Source organism: Chungangia koreensis (assembly GCF_042651785.1).
Taxonomy (GTDB): Bacteria; Bacillota; Bacilli; order Bacillales_A; family Planococcaceae; genus Chungangia; species Chungangia koreensis.
This window is the reverse complement of record NZ_JBHSEC010000001.1, coordinates 234,502-249,742: the sequence shown is the minus strand read 5'-3', so window position 1 is coordinate 249,742 and position 15,241 is coordinate 234,502. Positions and strand designations below refer to the sequence as shown.

General features: G+C 40.7%; 17 protein-coding genes, 1 tRNA gene and 1 riboswitch. Of the genes, 7 read left to right on the top strand and 11 right to left on the bottom strand.

What is annotated here, in order from left to right; genetic code table 11:
- Positions 1-196: 196 nt before the first annotated feature.
- The 5 genes from ACFOZY_RS01550 (at position 197) to ACFOZY_RS01530 (ending at position 4,378) form a co-directional block, all read left to right on the top strand.
- Positions 197-1,501 (top strand): helix-turn-helix domain-containing protein, encoded by a 1,305-nt coding sequence (locus tag ACFOZY_RS01550; protein WP_378151523.1) that lies wholly within the window; start codon positions 197-199, stop codon positions 1,499-1,501.
- A gap of 79 nt (positions 1,502-1,580) precedes the next feature.
- A complete protein-coding gene (locus tag ACFOZY_RS01545) occupies positions 1,581-2,891 on the top strand; it encodes a helix-turn-helix domain-containing protein (RefSeq protein ID WP_378151521.1) in 1,311 nt (436 codons plus the stop codon).
- 221 nt (positions 2,892-3,112) lie between these two features.
- A complete protein-coding gene (locus tag ACFOZY_RS01540; RefSeq protein WP_378151519.1) occupies positions 3,113-3,265 on the top strand; it encodes a YfhD family protein in 153 nt (50 codons plus the stop codon).
- A 13-nt stretch (positions 3,266-3,278) separates the two neighbouring features.
- On the top strand, positions 3,279-3,473 hold the full coding sequence (locus tag ACFOZY_RS01535; RefSeq protein WP_378151517.1) for a small, acid-soluble spore protein, H family: 195 nt from the start codon (positions 3,279-3,281) through the stop codon (positions 3,471-3,473).
- Between the two features lie 101 nt (positions 3,474-3,574).
- A complete protein-coding gene (locus ACFOZY_RS01530) occupies positions 3,575-4,378 on the top strand; it encodes an EcsC family protein (protein WP_378151515.1) in 804 nt (267 codons plus the stop codon).
- Between the two features lie 12 nt (positions 4,379-4,390).
- Here ACFOZY_RS01530 and ACFOZY_RS01525 read toward each other — a convergent pair whose 3' ends face one another.
- The 9 genes from ACFOZY_RS01525 to ACFOZY_RS01485 all read right to left on the bottom strand — a co-directional run bounded on the left by ACFOZY_RS01525 (position 4,391) and on the right by ACFOZY_RS01485 (position 11,150).
- Positions 4,391-5,416 carry a hypothetical protein gene (locus ACFOZY_RS01525; protein ID WP_378151513.1) on the bottom strand — a complete coding sequence of 342 codons (1,026 nt, stop codon included), beginning with the start codon at positions 5,414-5,416 and terminating at the stop codon, positions 4,391-4,393.
- 132 nt (positions 5,417-5,548) lie between these two features.
- Positions 5,549-5,639 (bottom strand) — tRNA-Ser (locus ACFOZY_RS01520).
- 65 nt (positions 5,640-5,704) lie between these two features.
- The gene (sigJ, locus tag ACFOZY_RS01515) at positions 5,705-6,574 is read right to left on the bottom strand and encodes an RNA polymerase sigma factor SigJ (RefSeq protein ID WP_378151511.1); all 870 of its coding nucleotides are present in this window, start codon (positions 6,572-6,574) and stop codon (positions 5,705-5,707) included.
- A gap of 11 nt (positions 6,575-6,585) precedes the next feature.
- Positions 6,586-7,752: an NAD(P)/FAD-dependent oxidoreductase gene (locus ACFOZY_RS01510; RefSeq protein ID WP_378151509.1), complete on the bottom strand. Its 1,167-nt coding sequence runs from the start codon at positions 7,750-7,752 to the stop codon at positions 6,586-6,588.
- A gap of 64 nt (positions 7,753-7,816) precedes the next feature.
- On the bottom strand, positions 7,817-7,978 hold the full coding sequence (locus tag ACFOZY_RS01505; protein ID WP_378151507.1) for a hypothetical protein: 162 nt from the start codon (positions 7,976-7,978) through the stop codon (positions 7,817-7,819).
- Between the two features lie 92 nt (positions 7,979-8,070).
- Entirely contained in the window at positions 8,071-8,469 is a 399-nt protein-coding gene (spx, locus tag ACFOZY_RS01500) for a transcriptional regulator Spx (protein WP_378151505.1), read from the bottom strand.
- Entirely contained in the window at positions 8,469-9,071 is a 603-nt protein-coding gene (locus tag ACFOZY_RS01495) for a TetR/AcrR family transcriptional regulator (RefSeq protein WP_378151503.1), read from the bottom strand. The genes spx and ACFOZY_RS01495 overlap by 1 nt, the downstream gene beginning before the upstream one ends.
- Positions 9,072-9,270: 199 nt before the next feature.
- Entirely contained in the window at positions 9,271-10,566 is a 1,296-nt protein-coding gene (locus tag ACFOZY_RS01490) for a nucleobase:cation symporter-2 family protein (protein ID WP_378151501.1), read from the bottom strand.
- Positions 10,563-11,150, bottom strand: coding sequence for a xanthine phosphoribosyltransferase (locus ACFOZY_RS01485; protein WP_378151499.1), 588 nt, complete (start codon positions 11,148-11,150; stop codon positions 10,563-10,565). Before ACFOZY_RS01485 ends, ACFOZY_RS01490 begins: the two co-directional genes overlap by 4 nt.
- A gap of 157 nt (positions 11,151-11,307) precedes the next feature.
- A riboswitch (purine riboswitch) is annotated at positions 11,308-11,409 on the bottom strand.
- Between the two features lie 172 nt (positions 11,410-11,581).
- Here ACFOZY_RS01485 and ACFOZY_RS01480 point away from each other — a divergent pair.
- The gene (locus ACFOZY_RS01480; protein ID WP_378151497.1) at positions 11,582-13,069 is read left to right on the top strand and encodes a catalase; all 1,488 of its coding nucleotides are present in this window, start codon (positions 11,582-11,584) and stop codon (positions 13,067-13,069) included.
- A 330-nt stretch (positions 13,070-13,399) separates the two neighbouring features.
- Entirely contained in the window at positions 13,400-13,573 is a 174-nt protein-coding gene (locus tag ACFOZY_RS01475; RefSeq protein WP_378151495.1) for a hypothetical protein, read from the top strand.
- Between the two features lie 17 nt (positions 13,574-13,590).
- Here the strand turns inward: ACFOZY_RS01475 and ACFOZY_RS01470 are convergent, their stop codons facing one another.
- Together ACFOZY_RS01470 and ACFOZY_RS01465 are read right to left on the bottom strand one after the other, a co-directional pair.
- On the bottom strand, positions 13,591-14,775 hold the full coding sequence (locus tag ACFOZY_RS01470; protein ID WP_378151493.1) for an alanyl-tRNA editing protein: 1,185 nt from the start codon (positions 14,773-14,775) through the stop codon (positions 13,591-13,593).
- 80 nt (positions 14,776-14,855) lie between these two features.
- Positions 14,856-15,200 (bottom strand): DUF805 domain-containing protein, encoded by a 345-nt coding sequence (locus tag ACFOZY_RS01465; protein WP_378151490.1) that lies wholly within the window; start codon positions 15,198-15,200, stop codon positions 14,856-14,858.
- Positions 15,201-15,241 lie beyond the last annotated feature (41 nt).

Below are 15,241 nucleotides of genomic sequence, written 5' to 3'. Positions count from 1 at the left end.
AGAATATTACAATAATCGCAAGCGTTTCCAAACCACTTGTTTTTTAACAACAGGACCGGGAAATTTTTAAAAAATAAGGCAAAATATTTGAGGTTTTAGAAGAAAATTTCCCAAGTGTCATTTGTCCTATTTTCCGTGTCGAATTATGTGAAATGTTGTAGACTTAGTAACATAAGAGGAAGACAGGTGAAACAGTATGAGCAGGATCGGACATCTGATCCGTCAGGAACGAATAAAACAAAACATGAAACAGTCAACATTGGCGGCAGGTATTTGCTCCGCCTCTCATTTAAGCAAGATTGAAAATAATTCAGCCATTCCAAGTGAAGAAATTGCAAATCTACTACTGGAGAAATTAAATGTCCAGATGAGCGAATACTCAGTGGAAGAAGAGGAGCAAATTATAGATCGGCTTGAAACTATGTATAAGGACGCCGTATTAAATCGGGACCACGAACAAATAAGAGATTTCCTTCTCCAGTTCGCGGGACAAAAAATTCAATTTAAGTCCATGGATAACTTTTATACCTATAATCTCCTCATGTGCAGATTATTCCTTGTTTTACGAGAACAGGATGTTTCCCCATTCATAGAAACTTTAGAGTTGGTGGCTAGTCAGTTTAATGAACGACAAAAATTCATCTTCCATCTAAATATGGGAATCTACTATTACTCCCAGTTTGAATTCCAAAAAAGTATTGAAATTTTGGAGCGCTCTTTCGAGTTAATAAAAATGGTGCAAATTGAAGCTTGGGAGCTTGCAGACTTCTACAATTTTATAGGGACTACCTATATGAAAATAGATGAATATTTCAGGGCGATTCAATATATATCTAAAGCGATGCGCTTCTTTAGAGACAACTTATATTTAATACGAGCTATTGATTGCTATATTATTTTAGGTATTTCCTTCAAAAATACAAATCAGCTTGAAAAAGCGAAGGAAAGTTATTTGTTGGGTCAAAAGTTAGCAAACGAGCTTGGTTTGAATAGTTACCAGTCCATGTTTCACCATAACTTAGGCAGACTCCACGCAATGGCAGGAAACCCAGAAAAGTCAATTGAGTATTATCACCTTAGCCTTGAATCTAAATACCATATGAAGATAAAAGAAGGACGAATAGCCACCATTTTGGCTCTCATTAATGAATATTCAAAACTAAACAATTCCATCCAAGTGATTCGTTGGTGCAAAAAAGGACTCAACATATTGGACAAGGAATATGATGATAATCACAGTGCACTTGCTGAATCTTATCGATATCATTATTTAATATACGGGGCGCTGCACAGTAATGCTTTAGATAAAGAAGAGATTTTAAAAGAAGCCATTGCTCATTTCGAAAAAATTGACGACTACCGATACATCCACAAGTATTCGGTATTGTTAATCGATCATTACGCACAAAACGAAGATTATAAAAAAGCAATGGATTACTTCCAAAAAGCGGAGAGAGCAATCTTTAAGCAAAAGAGAGTAAGGTTTTGGGAAGATCTATAGTGATCAAAAAACCGGAAGAGCTGTCTTCCGGTTTTTAAACTGATTAACATATATGAGCGAGACGAGGCAGGTGAGAAGTATGAGCAGCATTGGTCAAATGATTCGCCAGGAACGGTTTAAACAAAAGATGAAGCAATCCACATTGGCAGAGGGCATATGTTCTGCTTCTCATTTGAGTAAAATCGAAAATGGAACCGCCATTCCGAGTGAGGAAGTTCTTCAACTTTTACTAAATAAGCTGGGAATTGAGATTAAAGAGCTATCACATCAAGATGAAAGTCGAATCATCTCATCGTTGCAAGCTGTTTACAAAGAAGGGATTTTAAAGAGAAATAAAGAAGAAATACGTGAATATTTACAGCAATTTGCCGAACATAAAATACACTTTCAAAACTTACATAACTTTTACACATACAATCTACTCATGTTCCGCCTATTCCTCATTTTGCAGGATCAAGATCAAGACCTATCTCCATTTATAGAGGCACTGCGGTCAGTCGAGGATCAGTTCGATCACCATCAGAAATTCATCTTCAATATTAATGTTGGACTATTTGAGTTTTTTGAGTACAAGTTTCACAGCAGTCTCCTGTCATTGGAAAAGAATTTGGAACTGACTAAAAAGGCATTGCTGGAAGACTGGGAACTTGCAGACTTCCATAGCATATTGGGTAATATCTATCACAAAAACGGTGAAAACTTCAGCTCCGTGAATTTTACGACAACCGCATTAGAGTATTATAAAAATCATTTATACTTTGAACGGGCAATGGATTGTTACATACTATTAGGCATCTCCTATAGAAATCTGAACCATTTCAAAAAGGCAAGAGAAAACTATTCACTTGCATTGAAACTTGCAGAAGATTTCAATCTGCCTTATTACAAAGGAATGTGTTATCACAACTTAGGAACCCTTTATTCCCTTGAAGGTAATTCTGAGAAAGCTTTAGAATATTTTCATATAAGCTTAGACTTGAAGAAAACAGAGCAACATCATGGAAAGGTTTTAGTGACAATTCATGCACTTATCGTGGAATATTCTAAGTTAGGTAATTCTATGTTAGTTTTGCGCTGGTGCCAAAAAGGCATCGATTATTTAAAGAATGAATTAACCCAAGACCGTTCAGCTTTACCGATTACGTATCACTACCATTTTTCTATTTACAAGGCGCTCCATACAAATAGACAGAACTTAGATCATTTGCTTAAAGAAGCAGTCAAACATTTTGAAAAAACTTTCGATCTGAGACACATTCAAAAATACTCAATACTACTTGGAGACCACTTATTCCATCAAAACAAATTCAAGTTAGCAGGAGAATTTTATCAAAAAGCGAATAATGTCATCTACAAACAAAGAAATGTGGAGAAATGGGAGGATTTGTAGATGAAAAGCTTTTTGTGTTTCCTTTTGTTAGTCACAATTATAGGTTCGAACGAAAATGAACTATTCACCTTTGGCGAGGACGATCCACCTGTTCCAACTGAAAATAAATCTGTAATATGAAGACTTAACCCGGAAATGGTTGCATTTCCGGGTTTTTGTTCCTGCATGTTTTTTCAATTCCAACTCATATTAAAAAGGAATACATGCAAAGGAGCGTAATTATGGGAAGAGATGATAGTAAAAGCAAGGGAACAAATAAGCAGTCATTGCCACAGACACCAAAAAATCAAAAAATCCCTCCCCAGGATATTGCTGCGGAGTTCTCAAAAGAATTAGCAGAATTGGATCCAAAAAGTCGCAAACGCAAAAAGTGAAGGGAGTTTTCCTATGCAATACGATCGTGCAAAGCAAATTGTCGCCTCACCTGATGAATTTGAAGTATCCTACAATGGTGTTTCTGTCTGGATTGACAAAATCCATGACGACGGTAAAACGGCAACAGTCCATTTACGCAAATCCTTGGAAGAACGGTCTGAGGTAGCGATTGGTGAATTAAAAGAAGAACCATTACCCCTACAATAATAGTCTCCCGCAGGTCAGTTTTCCTGCGGGATTATTATTTCATGAATCTTTTTCATACTATATTCGTTAATAAGGTATACAAAAGGAAAGAGGTTTGTGTAGTGATTGAAGATCGAAGATGGTTACTAGACGAATTACATAAAGTAGAAGACTGGGAAAAGGACCAAAGCGGATTATGGTTTTGGGAACGGCTCGGAAGATTGCCTTTTAAGCTGCTGGACCGTTTCACCCCAGCCTTTATTCAACATAAAATCGGATTGTTATTAGATGAATTAGGTCAGTATGTGCAGACAGGCGGCAGTTATCTGAGTTCAACGGTTAGAATACCCGCATACTTCCCGAATCATTTCGTCGAAACATTAGAGGACGTTCAAGGGTTGTCTGTCCAAACCATGGACGAGGCAGTTGATAAAATGACAAAAGGCCGGAGGAAAGTCGCAACAATCCAAGGGGCAAGTACTGGTTTCGGAGGAATCATTACTTCATCACTTGATATCCCGCTATTGTTAGGGCTGCAATTGAAAACACTTCAGGACATTGCCATCTGCTATGGATACGATCCTAAGGATAAGAAAGAACGCTTATTCATCATTAAGTGCTTACAATTTGTTTCATCGGATATCGTCGGAAAACAAGCCATCTTAAAACAGCTTTCGGCTTTCAAAGATGGAACTGTTGAAAAAAGAGAAGCAATGTCCGAATTACAGGGTTGGCGAGAAGTCGTTTTCTCCTATAGAGATAACTATGGTTGGCAGAAGCTCTTTCAAATGGTTCCAGTAGCAGGTCTTGTATTTGGAGCGTTCATTAACCGCTCCGCAATCAACGATATTGCGGAAGCCGGGCAGATGCTTTACCGTAAACGAAGAATTTTAGAACGTTTAAATATGAAAGAAGGAGAGGCATAAGCCTCTCCTTCTTCACTTCCAGCCCTTGCCCGTTAAAACCTCCGCAATTTCGCTTGTATCAAAATTCTTATGGTATCCTCCAACACTCTCCAAGTCGATATACCGCTTGCCGGTAATTCCATATGGCGAATCCTTTCGGAAATACGTTGGATAAAAACCATCCACGAAGAAAAAACGGCAATCCGTCGTCAAATCGAATCCATAATTCTGCTTTGCATCCTTAATGACTTTCATCAAGAGAAATTCCATCTGTTGAGAAAGTGTCCCCTCTAATATGGACGCTTTAATGAGACTATAGGTGATCCGGTTATAATCTATATCCGCTATACAAGTAATTTTGCCGATTCCTCTTACAGCCTTGTCCTTATAAAGACCGATGTACTTATGCGGCTGATAAGAATTCACCCGCCGGTCGTAATAGACATTAAAGCTCATATGCTGTTCGAATGAAGCCCCTGCAGGGACGACTCGTAACTTTGTCTCCATTGTCTTCACAAGTCCTGCAGTGGAACAGAAATCCTCATAGTCTTCCGTCATTGCTAAGAGATCTGTTTCATGATCAGCCACCATGGACTTCAAGAGATGGCACAGATCCTTGAATGTGACAGTAGCAAATTTAATTTCCTTTCGGTTCGCCGCGTTAAAATCAGAGATTTCATCCAAGACGATCTGTTTATAGGTCAAATCGATCGGTTCGGGGTTAATCCAGAGAAATAGCTGATGCTGCTCTTCACGGAAAGATGCGAAGTGATGACGGATATGACCAATCTGGTGCTGGCTATAAGGCTTCGTCTCAATCACAATCTTAAACGAGTCTTGGCTGATCGACCCGTCAAGGATTGCCCCGACGTGCTGGCTCTTGAACTTTAAGGACATATCAATCCCGCCATCAGTTTCGGCATTTTCGACTAACAAGTTGAGAAAGCGATTAAACCGCTCGGAATCATAATGATACAATCGCCTAAAGAGCATCATCGTATTCGTTAATACGAGCTCCTCCCTTTGGACGCTACGTGGAAAATAGTGAATATCGGACATCGTCTTCCCCCAATTCAGCCTCTCTTCCTACTACAGTATTACGGATGATTGTCCAATATTCTTTTGAAATGCCGATTTACAAGAAAAATAAAAGACCACCCAGAAAAATGGATGGTCGATTGCTAATATGTATGGCGGAGATGAGAGGATTTGAACCCCCGCGGCGCGTGAACGCCCTAGCTGATTTCGAGTCAGCCCCCTTCAGCCTCTTGGGTACATCTCCGTAAGACAAAAGATAGTATAACATTTTTTGTCTTTTTCTTCAATAGGATCCAAAAGGCTGCGGACTTACCGACTGAGATGATTCAACTTTTCAGGATTTCGGATGAAGTAAAAATTCTTCGCCATCCCTGATTCAATATGAACGAGTGCAACGGTCATAATTTCATCTTTAGACCATACAATTACACCAGTTTCGCCATTAAGTTCCGTTAATTCAAAGCGAATTTCCTCTTCTTTTTTAGATGCATTTTGGAAAATCCCCATGATGAATCGTAAAACAAAATCACGCGACACAATAGGTTTAAGCGCAGCAGACACTTTCCCGCCGCCGTCTGAAAGAAGAGTTACATCTTCGCTAAGGAGGGTAATGACCTGATCCATTTGTCCAAGCTCAAGTGCACCTAAAAACTGGTGAATCCACTCTACTGTAGGGGGGTTAGATTGCAGTTCCCCACGATCTGATAGCTCTATTTTTTCTTTTGTACGACTTAAAATCTTTCTGCAATTCACTTCGTTCTTCCCAACAATTTTAGCAATTTCAGCGTATTCAAATCCTAATGCTTCTCGAAGAACAAATACGGTCCTTTCCACTATAGTAAGCCGCTCAAGCAAGACTAACATCCCGTAGTTCAAAAGCTCCGACCGTTCGACTAATTCCTCCAGCTGATTCTTACCCGTTGGTAGAGGTTCAGGCAACCATGGACCAACATACTGTTCGCGTTTAACTTTTCCAGATTTCAATACATCGTAGCAACGGTTTACCGTCATTTTGCACAAATACGCTTTTGGCTCTTCGAGGTCCGTAATCGTGACGGTTGAAAGCTTTAAAAACACATCCTGCACCACGTCCTCGGCATCTGAAATCGAACCGGTCAATTGGTAGGAGATTGAAAAACATAATGATTTATAGGTTCTATATAGTTCTGCGATATCCATCCGTATTCCTCCTAATTGACAAAACTGGCAAGATTCCATGTGATTTTCCGTATGATCCAAGCTATTTTATTCTCGATAATCATCTCAACTCCGAAAACCTTTGCCGAGACAAGTGCATCACCTGTACCGAGACTGAAACAGAAGGTTTTCCGGATGGACTGATGTTTTGGCGCAGGATACCCTATCAGATCCAAGGCTATTATCTTTCCTAATCTATTTGCCTGACTAATGGCTTCTTTACATGTCATTCCGTCTGTTTTTCCGTTAGATGGATCTACAATGTTTGCACAGTCTCCGATACTATAAATCCCCTCGGAATCGATGATCCGATAGGACGGATCCGTCTTGAGTCTTCCATCTGATTCGAACGGCAGTCCAAGCGATTGAACAACAGGGTTCGGCTGTAGACCTACTGTCCAAACGGATGTTCCAATTGGAATCTTCTCGCCATTACTTAAGAGGAGCATTCCTCCCTCCTGCTTTAATGCGATTTTATCGTTCCTTAGTACAATCTGATTTCGATTCATTTTTTCAAGTAGTTTTTGTCTAAGTTTTTCCGTTCCGTCAGGAAGTAAGTTTTGTCGGGAATGAACAAGTTGTACTTGAACTTCTTCTGGGTCCACTCCCACCGTCTTAGCCATTGTTCTCATGAATTGATTTAACTCAAACGCCGTTTCAATCCCGCTGATCCCTCCTCCGACAACTGCCAATGTCAATAGCCTTCTTTTTTCATGAGATTCTAAAACAGTCGTTGCTCTCTGTATATTTCCCTCGATTACTCCATGAATCTGCCTTGCATTTTCTATATTTGATAGTGCAAAACCATCTCCATCGATGTTTCGAACCACACTCCCAATTGCCAACACTAATACATCATAGTCTAGGAGATGACTGGTTCCATACTGATCCCTATACTCCAAGCATTTCATAGAAGGATTTACAGAATGGATAGCCCCTCTTATGAACTCCGTTCCCAGAGGTAGAATGTCAGACCAAGGTACGGTTAGTTCACTCTCTCCTACAGCCGCCTTGAATAGCAGTACTTTACGGACGTGAGCCGGTTGGGGATCCAACAACACGAGACGGAAAGGGACCTTCTTCAATCTTTTTTGTATCGCTTTAACTGCATGAATTCCTGCGTGGCCTCCTCCAACTACTACAATTGTTTGACGTGTCACAATTCATCACTCCATTTTCTCGTTTACCCTTATAACGAGATTGGGCCATAATTTGTGACAACATCTACAATTTATTTTCATCACTGTCTACTCTTCCTTCTGTAATATCATCAAAAGGTGTGTAGTTATTTTCAGGCAATCGCTTCGTTCGGATTGCCCGAAATACAATCAGACTGACTAAACCTACAAATATAACCCCAACCAGTAACGAAAGCAGAAATTCCATGAGGTGCCTCCTTCCATAAAAGGATAAAAAATAGCCTCCAACATGTTGTATGTAGAAGACTATGTTTATACGGGAGTATTTAATTCGGGAGATTACATTTCTAACGCCAACATGCTTTGGAGTTCATTCGCACGGAAATAACGCGGCAAGAATTGACGGATTTCATCGTCATTGTATCCTATTTGCAGCCTGATTCCATCTACTAAAATTGGAAGACGCAACAAACCAGGATTCTCTTGGAGCATCTTGTAGAGCTCATTTAATGTCATTCCATCCATATCCACTTTCAATTTCTTGAAGCCTTTAGACTTTTTAGCGATGATTTCATCTGTTCCTTCAGCCGTTAAGCTTAAGATTTCGGTTAATTCTTCTTTCGTTAGAGGTTCAGACGAAACGTTTTTTTCAACATAGGGAATCTCATATTTTTCGAGCCATGCAATCGCTTTCCTGCAAGATCTGTTGCTTGTAGCAGTATACACTTTAATTGGCATTAGCCATCACTCTCCTCTAATTTATTCAGAATATCGGGCGGATAAATCATTCGACATATCAGTTTAGCGATCTCTTCGTAATGGATCGAGCCGCCTTCTTCCACTTTTTCCGTCAGATGTTCCAATAAGTTGATAATGCACCATGACACGGTATCCAAATCGATATCTTCCCACGTCATCCCTTCATCTCGAAGCTGTTCCAATTGTTTCAACATGTGATCCTGCAGCCTGTTCTTTGCAACTCGGATGATGTTTTCCAACTCCCGATCCTTCGAAATCAACTCTGGCAGCAATTTATAGAATCCGCTTGATATTAATGTTGAATAATGCTGCTGAAGACGGTTTGCCAAGTCTTCTTCCGGATCTCTATGGTCTGTCCAATTGACGACCGGAGGCATCATTTGCTCAATCCGTTCATCAATGATAGCTAACAGCAATTGGCGTTTATCTTCAAAATAACGATAAAAGGAACCGATTGAAACTCCTGCATGCGAGGCGATGTCCTTCGTTGTGGTATGGTCATACCCCTTTTCGGAGAATAGAATTTGCCCACTCTCGAATAAGGCATGTTTCTTATGTTGAGACCGGACCTGTTTTGGCACGGTCGGAAAATTTTTGATAAGGGAATTCTGTTGTTCATTCACATACGTTCACCTCGTTGACTACATTATAAATTAAACATGAACTCAAGTTCATGTTATTTACTCATTTATTACAAAATAGTAAGGGAACTTCGTTCAATAAATGGACAAAAAAAAGAGACGTACTTTTAAAGTACCCCTCTCGTCAGAAGTTTAAATGTTAAACTGCTTTTTGTTCTGGAACTGTTTGTACAGAATCAGTATTTCTCGCCGGCAACATATTAAATAGGATATTAAGTATGATTGCCGTGACACTTCCTGCTACAATTCCATTGCTTGTCAAAAGTTGAATCCCAGTCGGAAGTTGTGCAAAAAGACCTGGAACGACAGTGACACCAAGCCCCATTCCGACAGAGCATGCGATAATCATCGAGTTTTCAGGTTTTTCAGCAATAACTTTACTCAACATTTTAATGCCTTGTGTCGTCACCATTCCAAACATCGCGATCATGGCTCCACCTAATACGGCAGTCGGTATGATCGTTGTGAATGCAGCGATTTTAGGCAGGAATCCGAGACCGATGAGCATGATTGCGGTGATGAAAATAACTCTTCTCGATTTAACACCTGTCATTTGAATAAGTCCGACGTTTTGTGAGTAGGTCGTGTAAGGGAAGGCATTGAAAATTCCCCCCAATAATACGGCAATTCCTTCTGCACGATACCCTCTGGAAAGATCTCTCTCCTTTACTTCCTTTCCTGTCATATCACTTAATGCAAAATACACACCAGATGATTCAACAAGTGAGACGAGTGCCACTAAGGTCATCGTGATGACTGCTGACCATTCAAACGTTGGCAATCCAAAGTAGAACGGTTCCACCATGTGAAAGTAGCCTGCTTCTTTCACTGCCGCAAAATTCACGTTCCCCATTAGGGCAGCAACTACTGTTCCAGTCAAAATCCCAAGAAGAATAGAAATCGTGCGGATAAACCCTGTTGCAAAACGATAGATCAATAAAATGACAATAAGCGTTCCGAAAGAAAGAGCGATATTAGTAAGAGAACCGAAGTCACTCGCTCCTTGTCCGCCTCCCATGTCATTGATCGCTACCGGAATGAGCGTTAAACCGATAATGGTGACAACAGACCCTGTAACTACCGGGGGGAAGAATCGGACTAATTTCCCGAATACACCAGCGATCAACACAACAAATATGCCAGAGAAGATAATAGCTCCGTAGATGGCAGAAACACCGTATTCACCACCAATGGCGATCATCGGCCCCACAGCAGTAAAAGTACACCCTAACACGACAGGAAGTCCGATTCCGAAGAAACGGTTGCTCACAATTTGAAGTAATGTTGCAACTCCACACATGAAAATATCAACTGCCACTAAGTACGTTAACTCCGTAGAGCTCAACCCGATGGCGCCACCTACAATCAGTGGGACAAGAATGGCTCCTGCATACATGGCCAAAAGATGCTGAATGGCTAATGTCGTATTCTTCATTTCACCGTTTCCTCCTCGTAGAATTCAATGGTCCCTTCCTTTAGGGATTTAATAATTGCCAAAGATTCAACCCGGATCCCTCTTTCGCGAATCAGTTTTCCTCCTGGCTGGAATCCTTTCTCGATTACAATCCCGATACCCGCTAAACTTGCACCTGCCTGCTCGACGATATCTAAAAGACCTAACACGGCTTGTCCGTTTGCAAGGAAATCATCAATGATGAGAAGATGATCTTCCTTTTTTATGAAGTCTTTCGAGACTGAAATTTCACTCGTTACGTTTTTCGTAAACGAATGGACATTGGATGAATAGAGCCCATCTGTAAGCGTTAGTGACTTTTTCTTTCTCGCAAAAACAACGGGAATCCCAAGCTTCAATCCTGCCATAACGGCTGGTGCAATCCCGGAAGATTCAATTGTTAAGATTTTGGTAATGCCTTCCTCAGCAAATCGGCTTGCGTATTCTTCACCGATTGCCATCATCAATTCAGGGTCGATTTGATGATTCAAGAATGAATCGACCTTCAATACTTCTGCTGATAGTACTTTCCCATCTGTTTTTATTCGATCACGCAATTGTTGCATGAGAGATTCTCCCTTCAATTGTGGATATTCAAATTAGCCTCTGCCTACCGAAAACAAATAAAAAACCCGGACAACCTTGTTCCATCCTATGAATGGAGCAAGGTCATCCGGGTATTTAGCCAAATGATTAAGTAAAGGAGTCACATAATATGTGATCCTTTAATCCGTGCTTCATCATAGTCGGCTCATTTACGGTAAGCCGGTAGAAACTTGCAGGCCATATTCCTGCGATTATATGATAGACGCCTATTAAGTTGGTTTTTATTATAGCATGCGGTTTTCCTATTACAACCCGCTTGAAAATAAATAAAACATTCGAATTTTGAGACTTTTTATCTATTATTAAATTTGTTAGGTTCTTTCATTAGAATAATTATAATTAATTTGATATAGTTTTATATGTAATTATTCCAATCAGGGGGTGCAAATAATTGCATAACAATGAGAATGAAAACAAAAAAAGATTAACTACCGCAGCAGGCGCGCCAGTTGTCGACTACCAAAACTCGCTTACAGCAGGTCCACGTGGTCCAGTACTTCTTCAAGACGTTTGGCTACTTGAAAAATTAGCTCACTTTGACCGTGAAGTTATTCCTGAGCGACGTATGCATGCAAAAGGTTCAGGTGCGTACGGTACATTCACTGTCACTCACGACATTACACAATATACGAAAGCAAAGATTTTCTCCGAAATCGGTAAGAAAACGGATATGTTCGTCCGCTTCTCTACTGTAGCCGGTGAACGTGGTGCAGCTGATGCAGAACGTGATATCCGCGGTTTTGCTATGCGTTTCTACACCGAAGAAGGAAACTGGGATCTTGTAGGAAACAACACACCTGTGTTCTTCTTCCGCGATCCATTGATCTTCCCTGACTTGAACCATGCAGTTAAACGCGACCCTCGTACAAACATGAGAAGCGCTAATAACAACTGGGATTTCTGGACTAACTTACCGGAAGCGTTACACCAAGTAACAATCGTCATGAGTGATCGTGGAATCCCTAAAACTTATCGTCATATGCACGGTTTCGGAAGCCACACATTCAGTATGATCAACGAAAATAACGAGCGAGTATGGGTTAAATTCCATATGCGTTCACAACAAGGCATTGAAAACTTGACTGATCAGGAAGCGGAAACTTTAGTCGGAAAAGATCGTGAAAGCCACCAACGTGACCTTTACGAAGCAATCGAAAAAGGCGACTTCCCTAAATGGAAAATGTACATCCAAGTGATGACAGAAGAACAAGCGATGAATATGCCATACAACCCATTCGATTTAACGAAAGTCTGGTATAAAAAAGACTTCCCATTAATCGAAGTCGGTGAGTGGGAATTGAACCGCAACCCTGAAAACTATTTTGCAGAAGTAGAGCAAGCTGCATTCACACCAGCAAACGTTGTTCCGGGTCTCAGCTTCTCCCCTGACAAAATGTTGCAGGGCCGCCTATTCTCTTATGGCGATGCTCAACGTTACCGTTTGGGCGTTAACCACCATCAAATTCCGGTCAACCAACCTAAATGCCCAGTTCACAGCTTCCACCGCGATGGGGCGATGCGCGTTGACGGCAACAAAGGCAGCATGATGCATTATGCTCCTAACAGTTATGGTGCATGGAAAGACCAACCGGATTTCAAAGAACCGGCATTGGCAATCCATGGCGATGCAGATCGTTGGGATTTCCGTGAAGACGACGATAACTACTTCGAACAACCTGGTAAGCTCTTCAACTTAATGAGTGACGAGCAAAAAGAAATCTTGTTTGATAACACTGCTCGAAACATGGAAGGCGTTGAAAAACACATCAAACTTCGTCACATTAAGCACTGCTTCTTGGCAGATCCCGCTTACGGCGAAGGTGTAGCAAAAGCAATGGGCCTAACAGTTGAAGAAGCAGGCGTTTTGGCTGGAGTTTAATACGGATTTTAAAGAAGCTGTCACATTTTGTGGCAGCTTTTTTTGTGGATAAAAAATAAATGAGAATTGTACAAGTTAAATGAGAATATGGATAACCACAAAATTCTACATTTCAACCTGTGGATAAGAGAAATTCTGAAGAAATTACGTGGATATGTGGATAAGAGTCGTTGATATCTTATTGAATTTTTTTTATGGAGATCATAGGCTTTGTGGATAATTAAAAAGTCATCCAAATGTGCCTTGGATGACTTTCCACAATAAAATTACAGAACTTTTTTCTTTTCCAATCGTAATGAATAGTAAGAAATATAGAGGAGGTGTTATTCCATGGATTTTCCTTATATTTTGGCATTCATTCTTTTAGTTGTTGTTGTAGGTATAATCTACGCACTAAAAGATCTCTTTGGGTCTAAAAACAAGCGAGACATTGAACGCTTATCGAAACAATCTGATTTGAAAAGGAACAATCGGCGGGTCAATGAATATAACCAACGATCCTGATTGAACTTCTCTGGTGTTTAGTTTAACGCCTCTCTCATCAATACCAATAGCTCTTCCGCCGACATTGAACGTTCTCCTCCGCCTTGGACAAAGGAATCGCTGCCGCCTCCCTTTCCGTTAATAGCAGTAAGCACGTTTGTAGATATCTCCTTCATACTTTGCTTAACAAAGTCACCCTTAGCCGCTACAAACTGAAGCTTGCCATCACTTTCTGACGCAAACAATACAATGACTTCAGAATGTTGGCCGACAACCAAACGTGCAAGCTTTTGCAGTTCTTGGATGGATCGACTGATGAAAGCAGATGTCACCATGCCGTCCTGAACTTTTTCCATTAATCCATTTGCTTCAAAAACCAGCAATTCTTCTTTCGAAGCTTCAAGAGATTTCTCAAGAGCACGATTAGTGGCCAAAATCTTTTCAATCACCTCTGGTACTTCTTCTTCAGGAGAGCTCAAAGATTTCATTGCTTCCGATACGATTTCGTTCTTTTTGTGAAGTTGCGCCAATACCCGATCCCCACAAACAAAATGGATCCGAACTTTCTTCTTTTGGCGCTCTGTAGATAAAACTTTAATCGCACTAACTTGTCCCGTCGTGGAAGGGTGTGTCCCCCCGCATCCGTTATAGTCAAACTCCGGGATGATGACGAGCCGGATTTCATCCGTTACGGCAAGCGCCTTGCGAAGTTTGTACTGGTCAAGATCCGCCTCGGATACAAATTTCGTTTCAATCGGCCTGTTCTCCAAAATGATCCGATTGGCAAGACGTTCAGCTTCTTGTAACTGTTCAGATGACACCTCTTCCACGTCAAGGTCAATCGACACCAATTCTTTGCCAAGATGGAAACTAACCGTCTGAATATCAAACAGCTCCACGAAAGCAGCCGTCAAGATGTGTTGGCCAGCGTGCTGCTGCATATGATCAAATCGCCGTTCCCAATTAACCCTTCCAACCACTTGGTCACCTTTATGTAAGGTATCAGCTATATAATGTCTGATTTCCTCGTCCACTTCCTCCACATCGATAACGGGAACTTCATTCAATAACCCCGTATCATGCGGCTGTCCCCCACCTGTCGGGTAAAAAGCAGTATTATCCAATATGACATACCGGCCTCGATCGTCCTCGCCTTCGTTTAGAACGATAGCGTCAAATTCCTGCATATATGCATCTATGTAATAAAATCGATCCTTTAACATTCGCTTTACTCCCCTCGTTCATCTTGTCTATATTATAACGGAGAATCGAAAAAAACCGCCAAACTGGCGGTTTAGGGTAATTAGTACTTTGGATTTGGTCCGTATTGGTTCGCTCCATCTTCACTATCAAGAACAAAGAAGACTAAGAGGATAATTGTTCCAACGAATGGAATCAAACCGAGCAATATCCACCAGCCACTCTTGCCCGTGTCATGAAGTCGGCGTACCGATACTGCAAGACTTGGAAGCAATACAGCCAAGGAATATAGACCGGAAATGATTCCTGGAAGTCCCATAAGTGATTCAAGGATCGATAAAACTAAAATAATAATTGCGTTAATTAGGACGAACATCCAATATTCTTTCCGTCTTGCACGACCAGAGAAACCTATGTAGTTTTGAAGTACTTTTAAGTACCATTGCATATAGTTACACCCCCTTTTATGAAAACTATACCATTTTGACA

What these genes read in the sequence shown, in the direction of transcription:
- ACFOZY_RS01535 (WP_378151517.1), top strand. Translation starts at nt 3,279, where the DNA reads ATGCAATACGATCGTGCAAAGCAAATTGTCGCCTCACCTGATGAATTT.
- ACFOZY_RS01505 (WP_378151507.1), bottom strand. Translation starts at nt 7,978, where the DNA reads ATGGAATTTCTGCTTTCGTTACTGGTTGGGGTTATATTTGTAGGTTTA.
- ACFOZY_RS01525 (WP_378151513.1), bottom strand. Translation starts at nt 5,416, where the DNA reads ATGTCCGATATTCACTATTTTCCACGTAGCGTCCAAAGGGAGGAGCTC.
- spx (WP_378151505.1), bottom strand. Translation starts at nt 8,469, where the DNA reads ATGCCAATTAAAGTGTATACTGCTACAAGCAACAGATCTTGCAGGAAA.
- ACFOZY_RS01490 (WP_378151501.1), bottom strand. Translation starts at nt 10,566, where the DNA reads ATGAAGAATACGACATTAGCCATTCAGCATCTTTTGGCCATGTATGCA.
- ACFOZY_RS01475 (WP_378151495.1), top strand. Translation starts at nt 13,400, where the DNA reads ATGGATTTTCCTTATATTTTGGCATTCATTCTTTTAGTTGTTGTTGTA.
- ACFOZY_RS01545 (WP_378151521.1), top strand. Translation starts at nt 1,581, where the DNA reads ATGAGCAGCATTGGTCAAATGATTCGCCAGGAACGGTTTAAACAAAAG.
- ACFOZY_RS01470 (WP_378151493.1), bottom strand. Translation starts at nt 14,775, where the DNA reads ATGTTAAAGGATCGATTTTATTACATAGATGCATATATGCAGGAATTT.
- ACFOZY_RS01485 (WP_378151499.1), bottom strand. Translation starts at nt 11,150, where the DNA reads ATGCAACAATTGCGTGATCGAATAAAAACAGATGGGAAAGTACTATCA.
- ACFOZY_RS01465 (WP_378151490.1), bottom strand. Translation starts at nt 15,200, where the DNA reads ATGCAATGGTACTTAAAAGTACTTCAAAACTACATAGGTTTCTCTGGT.
- ACFOZY_RS01540 (WP_378151519.1), top strand. Translation starts at nt 3,113, where the DNA reads ATGGGAAGAGATGATAGTAAAAGCAAGGGAACAAATAAGCAGTCATTG.
- sigJ (WP_378151511.1), bottom strand. Translation starts at nt 6,574, where the DNA reads ATGGATATCGCAGAACTATATAGAACCTATAAATCATTATGTTTTTCA.
- ACFOZY_RS01550 (WP_378151523.1), top strand. Translation starts at nt 197, where the DNA reads ATGAGCAGGATCGGACATCTGATCCGTCAGGAACGAATAAAACAAAAC.